Raw genomic sequence first — 16142 nt, forward strand, 5'->3', positions numbered from 1 at the left:
ACGCTTCCTCCTAACTAATTAATTCATTTACAGTTTTTAATAAAGTCGGGCCTCCAAGTGGCGTGTATGCTTGCGGTGGAATGATGCCACACGGAATAGATTCCTCCTCTGCAAATTTTTTTACAGAGTCAAATCGGTGTCTTATTTGAGGTGCCACCATTACGACATCCCAGCCATTCTTTACTTCTTCCTCTACCTCATTCGTTCCAATTGCATGCACTTCCATGTTCACACCATTTTTCTCCGCTTCTTTTTTTAAAGCGTTTACAACAATTGCACTGGACATTCCTCCAGAACAGACGAACAAAACTTTCATTTATTAATCCTCCTATACTTATAATTTATTACCCTTCAAATGAAAGGAAGTTTCACTTTACTAACAAGCATATGAAGTAGTAAATGAATTTAGTTATAATGAAAGTAAATTTCATTAAAAATATTTTTCCTATTAAATTAATGTTTCAATATGCAATTTTCTCTATTGCAAAGTCAACCTCGCCTCCTATATTATTTTAAATAATCATATGATAGGGAGGCGTATAAATGATCGTTAAACGTTTATTAATGATATGTTGTATCGTCATCTTGTTCATCCCTTTCTCTTTCATTCCCCCTCACTCTACTTATGCTGAAGTAAATACTGCATACAAAAAACATGAATTACGTGCTGTATGGATTGCATCTGTTCTGAATATTGATTGGCCCTCAAAAACTGGCTTACCCATTGAAAAACAGAAACAAGAATTTATAAGATTATTAGACGATGTAAAAAGCACTGGTATGAATGCAGTTGTTGTACAAATTAAACCAACCGCTGATGCTTTCTATCCTTCAAATTACGGTCCTTGGTCTGAATACATTACAGGAACACAAGGAAAAGATCCTGGTTATGACCCGCTTGCATTTATGATTGAAGAAACTCATAAAAGAAATATAGAATTCCACGCTTGGATTAACCCATACCGAATAACGATGAATCACACCGATATAAATCGATTATCAAATAATCACCCTGCAAGGCAACATCCCAATTGGGTTGTCCCTTATGGCGGAAAGTTATATTACAATCCCGGTATTCCAGAAGTGAAAAAATTTATAACAGAAGGTGCTTTAGAAATCGTGCAAAATTACGATATTGATGCGCTGCATATGGATGATTATTTTTATCCATATAAAGTAGCCGGTGAAGAATTTCCAGATCAGAAAACGTACGAAACATATAATAACGGTAGATTTACAAATATAGAAGATTGGCGACGTAACAATGTAAATGAACTTGTAAAAGATTTAAATACTGCTATAAAACAAGAAAAATCATATGTAAAGTTTGGCATTAGTCCGTTCGGCGTATGGAGAAATATAGCTGACGATCCGACTGGCTCTAACACAACCGCAGGCCAAAGAAACTATGATGACCTTTATGCTGACACACGTGAGTGGATACAAAAAGGATATATTGACTACATTACACCGCAAATATATTGGAATATAGGTTTCACCCCAGCTGCATATGACATATTAGTAGATTGGTGGGTTAAAGAAACAAATAACAAACCGATTCACCTATACATCGGTCAAGCGGCCTATAAAATTAATAATAACTCCGTCCCTGCTTGGTCTGATCCAGAAGAATATCCAAGACAAATTGCATTAAACCGGCTATATCCTGAAATAAAAGGTAGTATGCATTTTAGCTTAAAAGATATTAATAACAATCCACTTGGAGCTAAAGATAGACTCTCAAAAGACATATATAAATATCCTGCATTAATTCCGCCTATGCCTTGGCTTGATCATGATCCACCAAAACAACCGACTTTAAAAGGTGCCATTCCAAGAGATGAAGGTATTGCAATCGGTATCATTGACAATAGAGATAATGATTCTACTTATTACGCTATTTACCGCGCGAATGGGAAAAATGAAGTGGATATACAAAATCCGAAAAATTTACTTACTACTGTAAGAAAAACAAAACTTGGAGAAATTTATGTAGATAAAACCGTTATTTCTGGAGAAACGTATACGTATGTCGTAACTGCAGTTGATCGATTGCATAATGAAAGTGTGGCTTCTAGTCATACTACCGTTAATGCAAAATAAAATCTCATAACAAAAAGCGCCCTAAAGCTGTGATACTTAGCTTTTAAGGCGCTTTTTGTTATTTATTCTTAAACTTCTCAGTCGCTGCTCTCATCTTCACATTTAAATCGTGATCAATTGAGTCGCGAATATCTCGCTCTACTACTTCCATTTCTTTTTGGAAATTTTCCAAGTAGATTTTCAGTTCTTCTTCTTTCTCTGGTCTTTGTGAAGGTGGTAATTGTACTACCAACGATAACATGGCCGTTAAATCTTTCATTAAGAACGTTTCAAGTTTATGTTGTTGTTCAAACATGCGTTGCTCTTGATAGTACGGAAGTGCATTCAATACTGAAATTGTAATATCATCAACCGTTCTTTGTAATGAAGGATTTATTGAGCGTTTATACGCTTGAATTGTATTTAATGCGTCTGGATAACGGTCATAAAAATACAATTTGTAAAATGATAAGTCTGTCGGTTTTACAGTTTGCTGTGTCTCTTGTCTTAAGAAATCTTTCACTTTCATCGCAGCTACATCAATATCTTCATTCGTAAGCTTTTTCGTAGTTTTTGCCATTACATGCACTTTTTTCTGCTTTTCTTTCGGTAACATCGAGAAGACTTGTTCTCTCGTACGTTGACCTGATGCACAAAATAGAGTATTTAATGTATTTTGTTCTTTCTTTCCTTCAATGCGAATCCAGCGATAAAACAGTGGATGTTGTGTAAATTCTTGTAGAAACGGTATTGATTTGTTTGATAACTTGTCTAAAGAATCTTGCGCTCTTTTATATGGCTTCGTCCATGAAAAATACAGCTTCCGTCCGAAATATACGACTAAAACAACGACAGTAAATGCTATTAAAAGCAATGTACCGAGTAGTAATAATACTGTTTGAATGAAACTCATTTGTTCACCTCCTCTAATAATCCGTTATTTCCTTGGACGCTGAATGAGTTTCTGCTTCATCTCATCATTAAATGTGTCTAGTTCAATAACGAACTTCTTACTTGACTCGATAATACGTTCTGACGATTTTTCAGATGCTTCAATTGCAGCGAACACATTTTGGAATGATTCACGTAATTTATCCATGCTAATAGCAGGGTTTTCAAGCAATTTTGTCGTTTCTTCTGTATTTTGTTTTAACGCTTGAGAATTACTTAATACCATCGATTCAATTGCTTCATTTGTCGCATTCACTGCATCGATTGTTTTCCGTTGATTTGTTAACGCTAACTGAATAGCAGCTGAAACCGTTACAACGTTTTGCGTCATCGTAATTGCATTACGAATTGCCTCTGTTAACTTTTCATTATTTTTCTTAATAATGTCTACAGATGCGATAGATTGTAATAAAACACTTTTCGCTTGCTGCATATTACGTGTACGTACAAGTATCTTTTCTAACGCATCGTTAATTAATGGAATATCTCTTTGACGCTCTGGGTTTTGTTTCTCAGCTTCAAGCATGCCAGCAAGCTTTTTCCCTAAGTATACTTGTTTATCAAGCGCATGAATTTTATCGTGCGATTGTTCTTTAAGCATTTCAAGACCCACTGTATCCTCTTGTAAGTTATCACGGCCAATTAGAAGGGATCTAATGATTTCCTCGATTTGTTTATCTATAGATTGGTATTTATGCACGTATGTTTCAAGTGGATTTTTCTTGAATACTTTAAACATTATTTTCTTCATACCACTTGCTTTAAGTGAATTGGGATCAAGCTCTGATACCACTTTTCGTAATTCTAACAATGTATTTGGAATTTCTTCATTTTTCCCATTCATCATCGCTGTTACAGGACGTTTTAATGCTGACAACGTTTGTCCTGCTGCTTGTTGCTCTTTATCTCCTAAATCTCCTAGCTGAGACAATACTTTTGATAAATCTGTATTTTGCTCGCTATTTAACTTTTGTACATAAAGATCAGCTTCTTTATTCAGTTCCTCTAATTCTGCATCTTTTATAACTGTATCAACTACTACTTCTACATTATTATCTTTCATGATCGATACAGGTTCTTTTTTCTCGAGTTCAGTCAACAAAATCGCTCCTTTATTTATATGTGCGAATTTATATGCACTATATTTCATCTATTATATCGTATTTCATATACATTCTGATTGCTTGAAATCGATTTTTTTAGAAATGCCTGTTTATGCAGTCATTCCCTGTTTCTTACTATAAGTATACCTGTAAACAACATAATTTTCCTCAGACTTAAGACCTAGAGAACGACATGCTGAAGGCGGATTCTTCGTATGTTACGTATATAAATTATGTTCTTCTATCCTTCTGTACTCAATCTTTTGACATACACCCTTTTTCAATGTGATAATTATATTGCGCCCACTCCTATTTCTTCTTGCGCGCTACGAATGCTCCATTTTGAAATGCCAATAACACCGTTTCAAACATTTCATCTTCTTCTATCATTTTTTTAAACTCGGCTAATTCATTTGCATGAGAGGTTGCGTTATCAACAACAAGAAAACCCTTTGGTTGTAAAATGCGTTTTATATGCTCAAGCCACCACATGTATTGCGTACGCTCTGAATCTAGGAAAATAAAATCAAATGAATGATCTAATTGCGCATCTAAAAATGCCCCTGCTTCTTGATTATGAACATCAATCCTTTGTAAAAGGTTTGCCTTTTCAAAATTGACAAGTGCCTCTCCAACTCGTTCTGAAGAAAGCCCTACAGTTGTTACATTTCCATTTGTTTCTTCTACCGCATTAGCTAACCACAATGTAGAATAACCATTAGAAGTTCCGATTTCTAAAATGTTTTTTGCGCTACACCCTTTTACTAAAATTGATAAAAATTGCCCCATCTCACGAGTAATATTCCGTAATTTTTCTTCCCTTGTTTTTTTATTTCGATCATGCTCTTCTCCATATTGTTCAAGTTGAAATAATAATAAATCTAACGTATCCATTTTTTCCATCGCCTTTCCAAAGCAATATGATGAAAAAGCTCTTGCTGCCCGTCTACTTTCATTATATGCGAAACAAAAACCTTTTTCCTGTTATATGACAAAGATTTGAATTTTTTTATAGCATATTGTTTCGTTTTTTGGTAAAGTTAATTTCTACGTGCAATTATTCCATTCATATTATTTCATATTAAAATTGCAGTTATTAAATTATATAAACCCCATTTAAATGAATCGGTATTTCAAATTCAATTAAGCGCCCTTTTCGGACGCATTTTCTTTGTTTATATATTTCCAGAAGAAAGGATGCTTACAAATGAACGTGATTAGCTTAGATGCTGCTAGAAAACGAAAGCAGCATAAAAAATTAATGATTACTATACCGATTATTACACGTATTTATGAAGAAGACGGGGAAATTAAATTTGAGGTAGCTGGCGAAAAAGATGTACCTCTTGAAATGTTAGAAAAATAATAAAAAACGCATTTCTGAAGAAATGCGCTTTTTTATATTTTTACATTTAAATGCATAAGTTTTTCAGGGTTAACCATCATATAAATATTTGAAATTTTCTCATCCTCAAATACAAACGAAAGAACATAAGTTACTTTATTATTTATTGTAACTATAACTCCTGGTATACCATTGACCATTTTGAAATCAACAGTGTACTCTTCTGTCAATCGTTGTGCAATCCCAAAGAACAAACGTATAATTCGATCCGCAGAATAAATCGGGTTAATCGCAGTCGTAACTTTACCACCACCATCAGCTTTGAGTATAGCATCTGTTTTTAATACTTCTAACATACCTTCCGCATCCCCACACTGTAATGATGATACAAACTTTTCAACATAAGAAGCCATTTTCTCCGTGCTTAATTTTGATTGCTTCGGTTTCTCCAACATGCTTTTTCGAGCACGTTGAAAGATCTTCCTGCAGTTTACACTACTCTTATCAACAATTGAAGCTATTTCTTCGTATTCATAACTGAAAACTTCTCTTAATATGAAAACAATCCTTTCTACCTCAGATAATTGTTGTAAAAGTAATAAATATGCGGTGGAAAGGGATTCTTTCATTATAAATGACTTTGATGGCTCATCACTCTCTTCTACAATTGGCTCTGGCAACCACATCCCTACATACACGTTACGTTTATGCGCTGCCGATCGTAATTTATCAATTGAACGATTTGTCGCCATCTTACATAAATATGCTTTCATATTTTCTATAGATTGAGGATCTTCTATATTATTTAGCAAGATAAATACATCCTGAACGATATCCTCAGCATCCATAACACTCCCAAGGATTCTGTATGCTAACGAAAATAATAATGGTTGATACGCTTCATATAACTGCTCCGTTTCCATGATGAACTGCCTCACTTTCATATTGCTTTAAAATGTATAACGCTGCACGCTTCCCGCTTGCTACCGCAGCATCAGCTAATACTTCATCATGCCCTACCCAATCTCCTGCAACATAAACACCTGGCATTTCAGGTATATTAGGGCCCGCTTTTTCAACACGGTCAATATGAGGAAAATCATGTACTACTGTTATTTTCGGTAAATATTGCTGTGCAACAACTTCTCTTTTCCAATTTGGATGTAACAACTCCATCGTACTTTCCAACTGTTCTTTATCATCACGAATATGATTCATCTCGAGTACAGGATTATAGTACTTAATTAGACTCACTACAATTGATCCATCTTCACTTAATTTAGCTGCTCTCGATTGATTTGTGAAAAATATAGGTTGATCTAATCCTAATACAAATTGATGTGTAGGATTGGGTAATTGTCTCAAGCCAATATCTAATGCAGCAACAGTAACCGGTACAGATTGTTCACTCCATCTATGCAAACTTGTTCCTTCTGCACCTTTTATTATTTTACAAGCTTCTTTCGGCGGAGTCGTCACGATGACTGTGCCTACTTCAAAAACCTCATCATCAACACAATGTATTCTTTGTTTACCTTCGGAATGCTCAATTTCCACAACATGCTTTTTAGCCAAAAACTGCACCCCGATATCATTCGCTATAGCTCTTAATTTTGTTATTATCGTCTCCCAACCACCATCTACATAAAGCACTCCCTCTTTTATAGAAAGCTGTATTTGCTTTAGTACAGATGATGCTAATTGTATTGTAGGAGCAAACGTATATGTTGTTGTTCGGCATAGCGCATAAAATATATTGCGAACCATTGGATCTTTTATTTCATTTTCTGCCCATGTAGTTAGACTCATTTTCGGAACTTCTCCTACATCTAAATTTCCTAAACGAATCATAAGACGTGAGAATTGTACTTTTGCAGACCAAGAAAGTAGTGGTGTTGATAAAATTGAGTAAAAATCTGTTGGGATAGTGAATATATCCCCTTTCCATATTCCATGTGCTTTTGTAGATGGTATTCCACCTGGAAGAGTCATACCAAGCTCATTAAAAGTTATAAACGCTGCCCCGCCTCTATATAAAGCATGTGCACCAAGATTCATGCAGATTTCATTTTTATTTGTAGTCATCCCTCGGCCACCGAATTGACTGGACTTTTCTAATACAATCACTTTCCTTCCAGCTTTCGCTAAATATATAGATGCTGTTAATCCAGCAAGCCCACCGCCAACAATTGCTATATCAAATGTATTCATAATAAAATCCCTCCTTAATCGTTCTACATACAAGACGAACGATTAAGGAGGGATGTGACATAAAAATAAATTTTTATTATCCTACTTTATTTCATTACTTTTTAATTCGATCATATTGCATACGAAATAACTCAATTGCAAATGGAATATCCTCTTCACTCTTTAAATAATAACTAATCCATCCTGATTCAGGTAATACGTGATGTGGTTTTACCAAGCCTTGCTTCACTAATTCATCTCGCTTTAACTTTGGAAATGGTAAATCAGCTAATTTATCACCATGAAGATGGCCAAGTTCTTTCTTGCCATAATTTATTTCAATACCACCAAATCGATGCGGTTTTTCAGAAACACCCGCCCAGCTGAGTACTTCATTTCTAATCATTTCACTAAATGACATGAACATTCACTCCTTATAAATGATTGATGTAATTTTAAATTAACATTTTCATTACTTTTTTCCATCAATCCAAAGTATGAATGGGAATACGAATATAGTTTGGTCTTAACACCTTATTCTTTATGGAATAAGTGAATTTATTAAGCTACCGACAACAGCACAAAACAAAGACTAGACACATATCCTAATTTTGTAACCTAACTTACCTATAGAAAGGCGGGTAATACAATTGACTGCCAACATCGACTATACCTCCCCCTCAACCAATTTTACTTATGATGTAAATAAAAGTAATTTTTTTCGGAAAGATGCCCAAAATTATATAAATGTACTTGGTATTAAACAATTAAATACTTTAGAAAATACTTCTTTATTAGATATTTATTTAAGTACAGGAAATGTTGTAGAACCACATATTCATCAAAATGCAGCTGAACTTGTTTATTGTATTTCAGGGTCTGCTGTTGTTTCTTTACTTAATCCATTTACGAATCAAATATTAAACTTACCGATAAAACCCGGGCAAGTTGCCAACATTCCACAAGCGTGGTGGCATTATGAAATTGCTACAGCAAATAATACTCATTTATTAGCTATTTTCAATGCTCCAGCGCCAGAAGTTATTTTCGGTTCTGACATTTTAAGATTAACTCCTGCTCATATGATGGCACATACTTACTGCCTCAATGAACAACAATGGAAACAAGCGGTTTCCCCTATTCAATCAACTACTGTAATTGGTCCTCCGTCAAACTGCAATCAAAACCGTGAAATGAAAAATTATCCAACCCAGCCCCTCGCTCAACAACATAATCCGCATCACCAAGATTCTTATTACTTCCCTCTTTACTGGGGCTATTAATTTGTAAATTTTCAAAAGAATCATCATTTATCTCCTAGGAAAATACCAAGGAGATTTTTTTATTGTATCTTCTCTTCCTATTAAAAATAGTAACAATTGATAGTGGACATACATATAATATTTATATATTAAATTGGAGGTGATAGTACTATGAGTAATTATAACTATCGAAAAAACTACTCTTATAATAAAAATAGTAGTTCTTCAGCATCCTCTCAATCTTCCAATTCCCAATCGCAAAGAGACTTAGCGGAGCAAGGCTATGTAAAGAAAAAAGGATGTAACTGTAATAAAAATAAATAGTTTATCTTATGGATGAATTCTTTTTTAAAAGAATTCATCTTTTTTTACTGATCGGAAATTTTTAAAGTTACATAACTTATTACTTAAATGAGAAAGGGTAAATTATACTTTTTTATACGAACTTAACAAAGAGTAATTGTTCAATTAATTTATTACTTATTTTCCTAAAAAATATAGTCCTTCCTAAATTTATTAGGAAGGACTATATACAAACCCCTGTTTAATTTCCTACTAAACATTGTAACAAATTAAACGATATTAATACCTGCACTTACAAATCCAGCAACTGCAGCTATTGGACTTGCTGCTGTTAATGAAACATATAACAGTATTTTATCCCCAGCTGCTACTGGAATAGCTTCAGGTATGATTCCTGATGCTGTAGAACCAATCGCTATTGCGGCAAATGCTGGCGTTAATAATAGAGGTGCACCTTGTACTGTAAACGTATTGCTTGCTGCAGGTGCAGTTAATATTTGTATTTGCACTTGAACAGGTGATAATGGAGATAATGCAGCTGTTGCACTAAAGAAACCTGCTAATGACGTAATAGTTCCTGCGCGTGGTGCTACAAATGCATAATCACCTACACCTAATGCTAATGTGATACTTGTTCCACCCGTTAACGCTATACCAGGCTGACTAAATCCAAATCCGAGAAGAGTTCCTGTATTAGCTACTAACGCATTAACTAATGCTGCTGGTGTTGTACCTGAAGCAAACGGAATAATAGCTCCGCCACCAGTTGCACCTGTTGCTCCTGTTAAGCCTGTTGCACCAGTTAAACCTGTTGCCCCCGTTGGACCTGTTGCTCCTGTTGGACCTGTTGCTCCTGTTGGGCCTGTTGCTCCTGTTAAACCTGTTGCTCCTGTTAAACCTGTTGCTCCTGTTGGGCCTGTTGCTCCTGCTCCTGTTGCTCCTGTTGCTCCTGTTGGACCTGTTGCTCCTGTTGCTCCTGTTGCTCCTGTTGCTCCTGCTCCTGTTGGACCTGTTGCTCCTGTTGCTCCTGTCGCTCCTGTTGCTCCTGTTGCTCCTGTTAAACCTGTTGCTCCGCCTCCTGGACCTGTTGGACCTGTTGGGCCTGTTGGGCCTCCTCCTGGAGTAGCACCAATTAATTGAGTTAATAAATTTAATAAAAGTTGTAAACTTGCAGGGTCAATAATTAAAGAGAAAAAGAATGGTGCAAGAGCACTGTAGAATTGTTGTAATAAAGAAAGTAATTGACTTAGATTTGGGTTAGGAGATTGTAGTAAATTAATAATACTTTGAATTAATTGTTTTAAGAAATTCCCTTCTGGAGAAGGTGCTAATTCATTTAGTAAGTTCAATAGTTGAGTAAACAAATTTCCGTAGTCTTTTCACAATACAATAGTTAAAATTAAAGGGCTACATACTATACGCGAAAGATTATTAGATAATGAAATTTATATTAAAGATTAATTGGTTTCGAGGGAGGGCATGGCCTATAGTGGTCAGGGAATTATTAGACAATACAATAAAATTTGAAATATAATAATGCCAGTGTATCTTTTTACTCAATGTGGGTACGCTTTCGAGCAGTAACTCTTAAACAAGTTTTGGAGCGTTGGCGTATATAGAAAAAAACTCCTTCAAAAAGGAGTTTTTTTCTATATTTTAAACTTATTATAAGAAAATAAGTCGTTTATTCTGAATCTAGACAAGATTTTATTTAAGGTGTGCAGAGCCTTGTACCCATAAGTAGCGGAGTGCCCCAATTGCATATAAGAGGTCTAGGAATATAATGCTAGCCCCAATCCAGTTATGGTCGGAAACACCTTAAAAGGTCACTGCACATACAATCATTATAACAAATCAAGCAAAAAAGATAAAAAAGTTCGTAAATTATGAAGGGAATAGAGCGCTAGATAAAGAATTTTGTCTTTTAGAAATTTAAAAGACTATATGCAAATGAAATCTGAAAACTTATATAGTATTTAATAAAATTAGCGGTTGAAATTCTTTAATTATTTGGGGCTGGCCCCTGGTTAGACCTCTTTACTTAATATGAAATTTAAAGTCTGGCGTTATAGTCCTGACATACTACATTGGGCATTAAGCTCTAACGGAAAATTGGACAGTCAGATTTATATATCGCTAGGAGGATTTATGTATGAGTGAAAAAACTGTAGCACCCTTTAGTTTTATAGAAGATTCCAAGGAAAAAGAGAAAGAAAATAAAAGGATGATATATCAGTTATTTGTGGGAATTGACATTGGTTCTACCTTTCACGTAGCTAGCTGTATCCCTTTCCAATCCTTTTTAGATCCTAAGGGACGTGAATGGAAACGGTCAAAGACAATGAAGTTTAATGCAGACAGTCTTGGAATAACTCAATTTTTACAAGCCTTAGAACACATGGAAAAGCAACTAGGAATTTATAGATCAGATTTCTTGATTTTACTAGAACCAACAGGTGGTCACTACTCTTATTTACTTCAACAAGTTCTTTTGAATGGAAATTTTGATGTATATTTAGTGGAAAATTCCGCAGTAAAAGACTTTCGAGAAAAACATTTAGGAATTACTGAAAAATCAGATGCGGTAGACGCAAGGGTAATGTCCTATATGGGGTGGCACAAAACGTTACACCCTTATATGAAAGGGGTTAATTTACTTAAACCAGCTTCTGTGACTCAATCTATTTTTCGTTCGTTAACCCGCGACAGATGGTTACTAAATACTCAGTTAACGCGGCGTAAAAATCAGGTACAGCAACTTTTAATGGTTACGCATCCAGACTTAAAAGTAGCATTTAAGAAACTAGGAACACCTTCTGTGATGAAGTTTGTATTAAAGTATCCAACTAGTAAAGATCTAAAGCTAGCTACACAGGAAGAACTACGACAAACAATGATTGAATCTGGAGCAAAGCGAATAGCTACAAAGGCATCTGAGGCACTAGCAAAAGTTACAGCAAAGTCTATAACAATTGATGTCCCCCATTTAGTTGGAAGACAAAGTTGGATAATTGAAGAAGCGTTACGTATTGAAGAAAGTATTAAAGGGATTGATAATCATATCCAAGAATTACTCCATGGAAATGCAAGCAAAGGTATTAAACCTCATCCCTATACAGGGTTATTATTCTCTTTTCCTTTTATGAGCGATAATTGGGCTTGTACTCTTATTGGAGCCATTGGTGATATTGAACGTTTTAATACATATAAAGAGTTTAAAAAATATCTTGGTGTCTCGGCAGAAAATAAACAATCAGGAACATCTGTAAAGGGTACAAGAATGACCTTTAGTGGTGTTCGAGATGCACGTCGAGTGCTCTTTCAAATGGCGATGATTATCATTGCGATGAAAAAACAACCATCTGTATTCAGTTTCTATTATCATCGTCTAGTAGAGCGTAAAATGAATGGTAAAACAGCAATTGGTCATATGTGTGGGAAAATTGCTAAAATCCTTTATATGATGCTTAAAAAAGGGCAAAAATATGATCCTGTAAGACACGCCCAAGCAACAGGTATTCCTTGGGATTCTGTTTACGATAAAAGAACAAAAAGTGTAAGCTCAGACAAGTTTTATCAAGAAGCATTAAAACTTGCAGGAAATTCAGCATCTGATAATGTAGAATTGATTGAAACAGAGATAGATTGAGAATAAAAAATTCTTCTTTATTAAAAAAATTTAAACATAACAAAGATTTTTAATTCATCTTGGTTATAAATGATTGAAATGTGTTCGAAACAGTACGGATCTTCTATAAGGGATACATGGGGTCTGTGTAGCAATGGAACCAAATCACGCAATAAGCATTAGCGGACAATAGGAATCCTATATCATGTAGAAATATAGGATTCCTATTCTATTCCATCAAACGATCTTCTTTATATGTTAAATTACGCAATTGGCCATCTTTTATTTCTTCAGGAAGTATAAATGAATAGCGCCCTACTATATTGATATGTTCATGACCAAGTGGAGACAGCCTAGCAATATTATTATCGTCCAGAGTATGACCACGATTTCGGAGAACTTGTAAGGCTGATTCCATATAACGAGTATTCCACACTACAATCGCATTTACGACTAACCCCAGTGCACCCAATTGATCTTCTTGGCCCGCTCGATAAGCTTGATGAAGCTCTCCTCGCTTTCCATAAAATACAGCTCTAGCTAAACTGTGTCTTGCTTCTCCTCTGTTTAATTGCGTTAGAATTTTCCGACGATAATTCTCATCATTTAAGTATAAAAGCAAATAACGTGTTTTAAAAATCCGTCCAAATTCTCCAATCGCTCGCCCTAACATGGTTGGTTTTCCATTCTGTTGCAATGCTTGGATAAGATGAGTTGCATTGACTTTATTTAATGAGAGAGAGCCGGCAACTCGAAGCATGTCTTCCCAATGACGATGTATCAAATCTTCACGAATGCGCCCTTTAGATAACGGATTTAGAATTCCATAATCTGATGTGGCATCAAAACGCCAGAGACGTGATTTTCCAACATCGGCTAATCGTGGACTAAATTGATAACCTAATAATCCAAATAGCCCAAAAATAATATCACTATAACCAGCTGTATCTGTCATGATTTCTTTTGGCTGTAAACTCGTATCTTGTTCTAACACACATTGAAGTAAATATAAAGAATCATGAATGGTTCCTGGAATCACAAGGCCGTGAAGTCCTGTAAATTGATCACTAGTAAAGTTGTAAAAAGTAACTCCACGACCTGTGCCAAAATATTTAGGGTTCGGTCCAGAATGTACAGATTTTACTGGAGTAAAGAAACGTAGCCCGTCTGCTGAGGCGATTTCACCGCCTCCCCACATATTTGCTAGGTCTAACTGACTATGAAAATCTACAAGTCTTGTATTAGCTTCTGTAAGAGTTTCTGCACGAAAATAATTTTGTTCAATCCATGTAAGACGATCACGTGCCAATGCAGGAACACCATCTTGAACAAGAGGTCGTAATCCTATATTACAAGCTTGAGATATAAGTAATGCACAAATACTTATGGGTAACTCATTAATCCTTGATTTAGCTTCACTAATATGTCGGAAATCATTCATAAACCCAGTCCAACGATTTACTTCTAATAATAGTTGAGGAATATCTATGTTTGGTAACATATCCTGTATGCGTTTTTTTAATATCTCTAGTGTCTCTGATTCTTGAAGCTTCTGTAGAGGTGTAAGAGTAATTCTTTGTTTACCAGCAAACGTCTCTATTTGAACTGCAGGATTATTGTCCCAATTTTCAACGGTTTGATGATAAGCCAAGTCTAATTCTTCCTTAAGAGGTGCTAAAGATTCATAAGAATCTAAAGACCAGTCTAGTGAGCGAAGAACATTAGGACGGATTGCTTTCCATTCTTCTCCTTGTAGCAATTGTGCGCGGAGATCTCCATATTTTACACTTCCAACGATATAAAGGTCATGACGGCGTAGAGCATCTACTACCTGTTCAAGCATCCAAAATGTATAAGCACGATGATTTACAGTTCGTGTTTTCTTATCAACTACAATTTTAGACCAATTTGTATTTAAACCAACAAGAGGAGCATTTCTCCATCTTTTCTTGCTAGAATCCCCATGTTCTTTTACAAAATTCCATGCTTGTAAAATAGGAAGTCCAGCGGGTGTTGCTTGTAATTCAATCTCTTCCATGAGTAGCGGAAGGAATTTTCGAATTGTACCGTAATATTGCAATAACTCTGAATATGCTAGCGTTTGATCTGGCGGACAGGTAAGTGAATCAACAATTTGAACAGCCTGTATCAAATCTTTTTCTGGGACTTTCTTGAACACTGCAACCTTTGGATGGATAGAAGGATCCGTATGCTCTAATAATGTTATACAAGCTTCCCGGAGTTGACGTGCCGCTTTATCTAAATCTTTAATTGTACGAAGACGTTCTTTTTGTTCTTTTCGATAAGTCTTAGCAAATAAATCTGTTAAGTATCGATCCAGTATATCAATCACATCATCTTGGGCATTTTGTGTATAAATTTTAGCAAATGCTACTAACACAGCTATGCGACGCTCATCATTCATTCTGGCAATGGCTTGTGATCTCACAGCTACAGCATGCCGAGCAAGTTGTTGCAGTCTTTTGGTAGGGATTCCAGATGTATCCCAATATTCAGCTTCTAATTGCCGAAGCTCTTGTAGTCGGTGAAGAGAATGTTTAATACCTGTAATACTGATAGTAAACGGAGGATTACTCAGACGCTCTAAATGTGTTTTCTTTTTTTTAGGACCTGATTGAAGAAGATTCTCCAATTGTTTGCGCTGTTCAGTACAAGGAAGTTCCGCAAGTTTTTCCCATAGATTTTCTGACGCACGATCACGAACTTTCGCGACTAACTTTGTTAATACTGATACACCAGGTAATAAAATTTTTTGTTCTATACATCGTGCTGTGGCTAGATCAAACAATATACTTGGTCGGTCATTGTGTAGCCAAGCACGTGTATATAACCATCTGATCAGACGCCAATGTCCGGGCTGATCTGTAAAATTTTTGTATTCATAAGTAGAGCGTATTTCATTCATGTGTTGCCAATGATTTCGTTTACTTCGGTAATCAGCAAAGCATTTGGCGTCTAACCCAAGTTGATCTGCTATATATGTCACCACAGCATGTGGTACATCTGTAGGGTCAGATAAAAATGTACCTAGGAACCTCACGGTTCCTAGCTGAACAGCAAAACCAAGTTGATTATGCTCTCCACGACGATTCCATATAAGCTCTTTATCTTTATCATCTAACCAAAAATATTTTGCTAATTGCTCTGATGTTGGAGTGTCACAAAAACAACCATATTTCTCCTCTTGTTCAGGTGTTAAAAAATCTACAGGCATAATCCTTGTTCCTCCTGTTACAATTATTAGTTTGTATCAAATG

Annotated in this window: 13 protein-coding genes and 1 pseudogene; 5 read left to right on the top strand and 9 right to left on the bottom strand. The window is 35.5% G+C overall.

What is annotated here, in order from left to right:
* Positions 1–10: 10 nt before the first annotated feature.
* Entirely contained in the window at positions 11–316 is a 306-nt protein-coding gene (locus tag QCI79_RS00775) for a PTS sugar transporter subunit IIB (RefSeq protein WP_000865907.1), read from the bottom strand.
* 227 nt (positions 317–543) lie between these two features.
* Between QCI79_RS00775 and QCI79_RS00780 the strand changes: the two genes are divergently transcribed.
* Positions 544–2103, top strand: coding sequence for a glycoside hydrolase family 10-like protein (locus tag QCI79_RS00780; RefSeq protein WP_000636005.1), 1560 nt, complete (start codon positions 544–546; stop codon positions 2101–2103).
* A gap of 58 nt (positions 2104–2161) precedes the next feature.
* Here the strand turns inward: QCI79_RS00780 and QCI79_RS00785 are convergent, their stop codons facing one another.
* From QCI79_RS00785 to QCI79_RS00795, 3 genes are all read right to left on the bottom strand, one after another.
* Positions 2162–2995 carry a DUF3974 domain-containing protein gene (locus tag QCI79_RS00785; protein ID WP_021728005.1) on the bottom strand — a complete coding sequence of 278 codons (834 nt, stop codon included), beginning with the start codon at positions 2993–2995 and terminating at the stop codon, positions 2162–2164.
* Between the two features lie 24 nt (positions 2996–3019).
* Positions 3020–4132, bottom strand: a complete 1113-nt coding sequence (locus tag QCI79_RS00790; protein WP_000137392.1) for a toxic anion resistance protein — start codon at positions 4130–4132, stop codon at positions 3020–3022.
* Positions 4133–4445: 313 nt separating this feature from the next.
* Complete coding sequence (locus QCI79_RS00795) at positions 4446–5039, bottom strand: O-methyltransferase (protein WP_021728004.1); 594 nt, start codon at positions 5037–5039, stop codon at positions 4446–4448.
* 304 nt (positions 5040–5343) lie between these two features.
* Between QCI79_RS00795 and QCI79_RS00800 the strand changes: the two genes are divergently transcribed.
* Positions 5344–5502 carry a hypothetical protein gene (locus QCI79_RS00800; protein WP_001100984.1) on the top strand — a complete coding sequence of 53 codons (159 nt, stop codon included), beginning with the start codon at positions 5344–5346 and terminating at the stop codon, positions 5500–5502.
* A 32-nt stretch (positions 5503–5534) separates the two neighbouring features.
* On the opposite strand, the gene QCI79_RS00805 is transcribed toward QCI79_RS00800, so the two are convergent.
* From QCI79_RS00805 to QCI79_RS00815, 3 genes are all read right to left on the bottom strand, one after another.
* Positions 5535–6404: a sigma-70 family RNA polymerase sigma factor gene (locus QCI79_RS00805; protein WP_000447132.1), complete on the bottom strand. Its 870-nt coding sequence runs from the start codon at positions 6402–6404 to the stop codon at positions 5535–5537.
* The gene (locus QCI79_RS00810) at positions 6382–7692 is read right to left on the bottom strand and encodes a phytoene desaturase family protein (protein ID WP_001091195.1); all 1311 of its coding nucleotides are present in this window, start codon (positions 7690–7692) and stop codon (positions 6382–6384) included. Before QCI79_RS00810 ends, QCI79_RS00805 begins: the two co-directional genes overlap by 23 nt.
* A gap of 94 nt (positions 7693–7786) precedes the next feature.
* Entirely contained in the window at positions 7787–8092 is a 306-nt protein-coding gene (locus QCI79_RS00815; RefSeq protein ID WP_000010319.1) for a luciferase domain-containing protein, read from the bottom strand.
* A 229-nt stretch (positions 8093–8321) separates the two neighbouring features.
* Here QCI79_RS00815 and QCI79_RS00820 point away from each other — a divergent pair, with 229 nt between their 5' ends.
* Both QCI79_RS00820 and QCI79_RS00825 read left to right on the top strand, forming a co-directional pair.
* Positions 8322–8954: a cupin domain-containing protein gene (locus tag QCI79_RS00820; protein WP_000126329.1), complete on the top strand. Its 633-nt coding sequence runs from the start codon at positions 8322–8324 to the stop codon at positions 8952–8954.
* A 150-nt stretch (positions 8955–9104) separates the two neighbouring features.
* Positions 9105–9257, top strand: a complete 153-nt coding sequence (locus QCI79_RS00825; protein WP_002100980.1) for a hypothetical protein — start codon at positions 9105–9107, stop codon at positions 9255–9257.
* 248 nt (positions 9258–9505) lie between these two features.
* On the opposite strand, the pseudogene QCI79_RS00830 reads toward QCI79_RS00825, so the two are convergent.
* Positions 9506–10603: pseudogene (locus tag QCI79_RS00830) on the bottom strand (exosporium glycoprotein BclB-related protein); the annotation flags it as partial.
* A 785-nt stretch (positions 10604–11388) separates the two neighbouring features.
* On the opposite strand from QCI79_RS00830, the gene QCI79_RS00835 reads away from it, so the two are divergent.
* The gene (locus tag QCI79_RS00835; protein ID WP_021728002.1) at positions 11389–12885 is read left to right on the top strand and encodes an IS110 family transposase; all 1497 of its coding nucleotides are present in this window, start codon (positions 11389–11391) and stop codon (positions 12883–12885) included.
* Positions 12886–13093: 208 nt separating this feature from the next.
* On the opposite strand, the gene QCI79_RS00840 is transcribed toward QCI79_RS00835, so the two are convergent.
* On the bottom strand, positions 13094–16099 hold the full coding sequence (locus QCI79_RS00840) for a Tn3 family transposase (protein ID WP_021727715.1): 3006 nt from the start codon (positions 16097–16099) through the stop codon (positions 13094–13096).
* Between the last annotated feature and the right edge of the window lie 43 nt (positions 16100–16142).

Origin of the sequence: Bacillus cereus group sp. MG1, assembly GCF_040460035.1 — a bacterium.
Lineage (GTDB): Bacteria > Bacillota > Bacilli > Bacillales > Bacillaceae_G > Bacillus_A > Bacillus_A cereus.

Bases quoted from the DNA above. Each gene is read 5' to 3' on its own strand.
- QCI79_RS00775 (WP_000865907.1), bottom strand. From the start codon at position 316: ATGAAAGTTTTGTTCGTCTGTTCTGGAGGAATGTCCAGTGCAATTGTT.
- QCI79_RS00780 (WP_000636005.1), top strand. From the start codon at position 544: ATGATCGTTAAACGTTTATTAATGATATGTTGTATCGTCATCTTGTTC.
- QCI79_RS00785 (WP_021728005.1), bottom strand. From the start codon at position 2,995: ATGAGTTTCATTCAAACAGTATTATTACTACTCGGTACATTGCTTTTA.
- QCI79_RS00795 (WP_021728004.1), bottom strand. From the start codon at position 5,039: ATGGAAAAAATGGATACGTTAGATTTATTATTATTTCAACTTGAACAA.
- QCI79_RS00800 (WP_001100984.1), top strand. From the start codon at position 5,344: ATGAACGTGATTAGCTTAGATGCTGCTAGAAAACGAAAGCAGCATAAA.
- QCI79_RS00805 (WP_000447132.1), bottom strand. From the start codon at position 6,404: ATGGAAACGGAGCAGTTATATGAAGCGTATCAACCATTATTATTTTCG.
- QCI79_RS00810 (WP_001091195.1), bottom strand. From the start codon at position 7,692: ATGAATACATTTGATATAGCAATTGTTGGCGGTGGGCTTGCTGGATTA.
- QCI79_RS00815 (WP_000010319.1), bottom strand. From the start codon at position 8,092: ATGTCATTTAGTGAAATGATTAGAAATGAAGTACTCAGCTGGGCGGGT.
- QCI79_RS00825 (WP_002100980.1), top strand. From the start codon at position 9,105: ATGAGTAATTATAACTATCGAAAAAACTACTCTTATAATAAAAATAGT.
- QCI79_RS00835 (WP_021728002.1), top strand. From the start codon at position 11,389: ATGAGTGAAAAAACTGTAGCACCCTTTAGTTTTATAGAAGATTCCAAG.
- QCI79_RS00840 (WP_021727715.1), bottom strand. From the start codon at position 16,099: ATGCCTGTAGATTTTTTAACACCTGAACAAGAGGAGAAATATGGTTGT.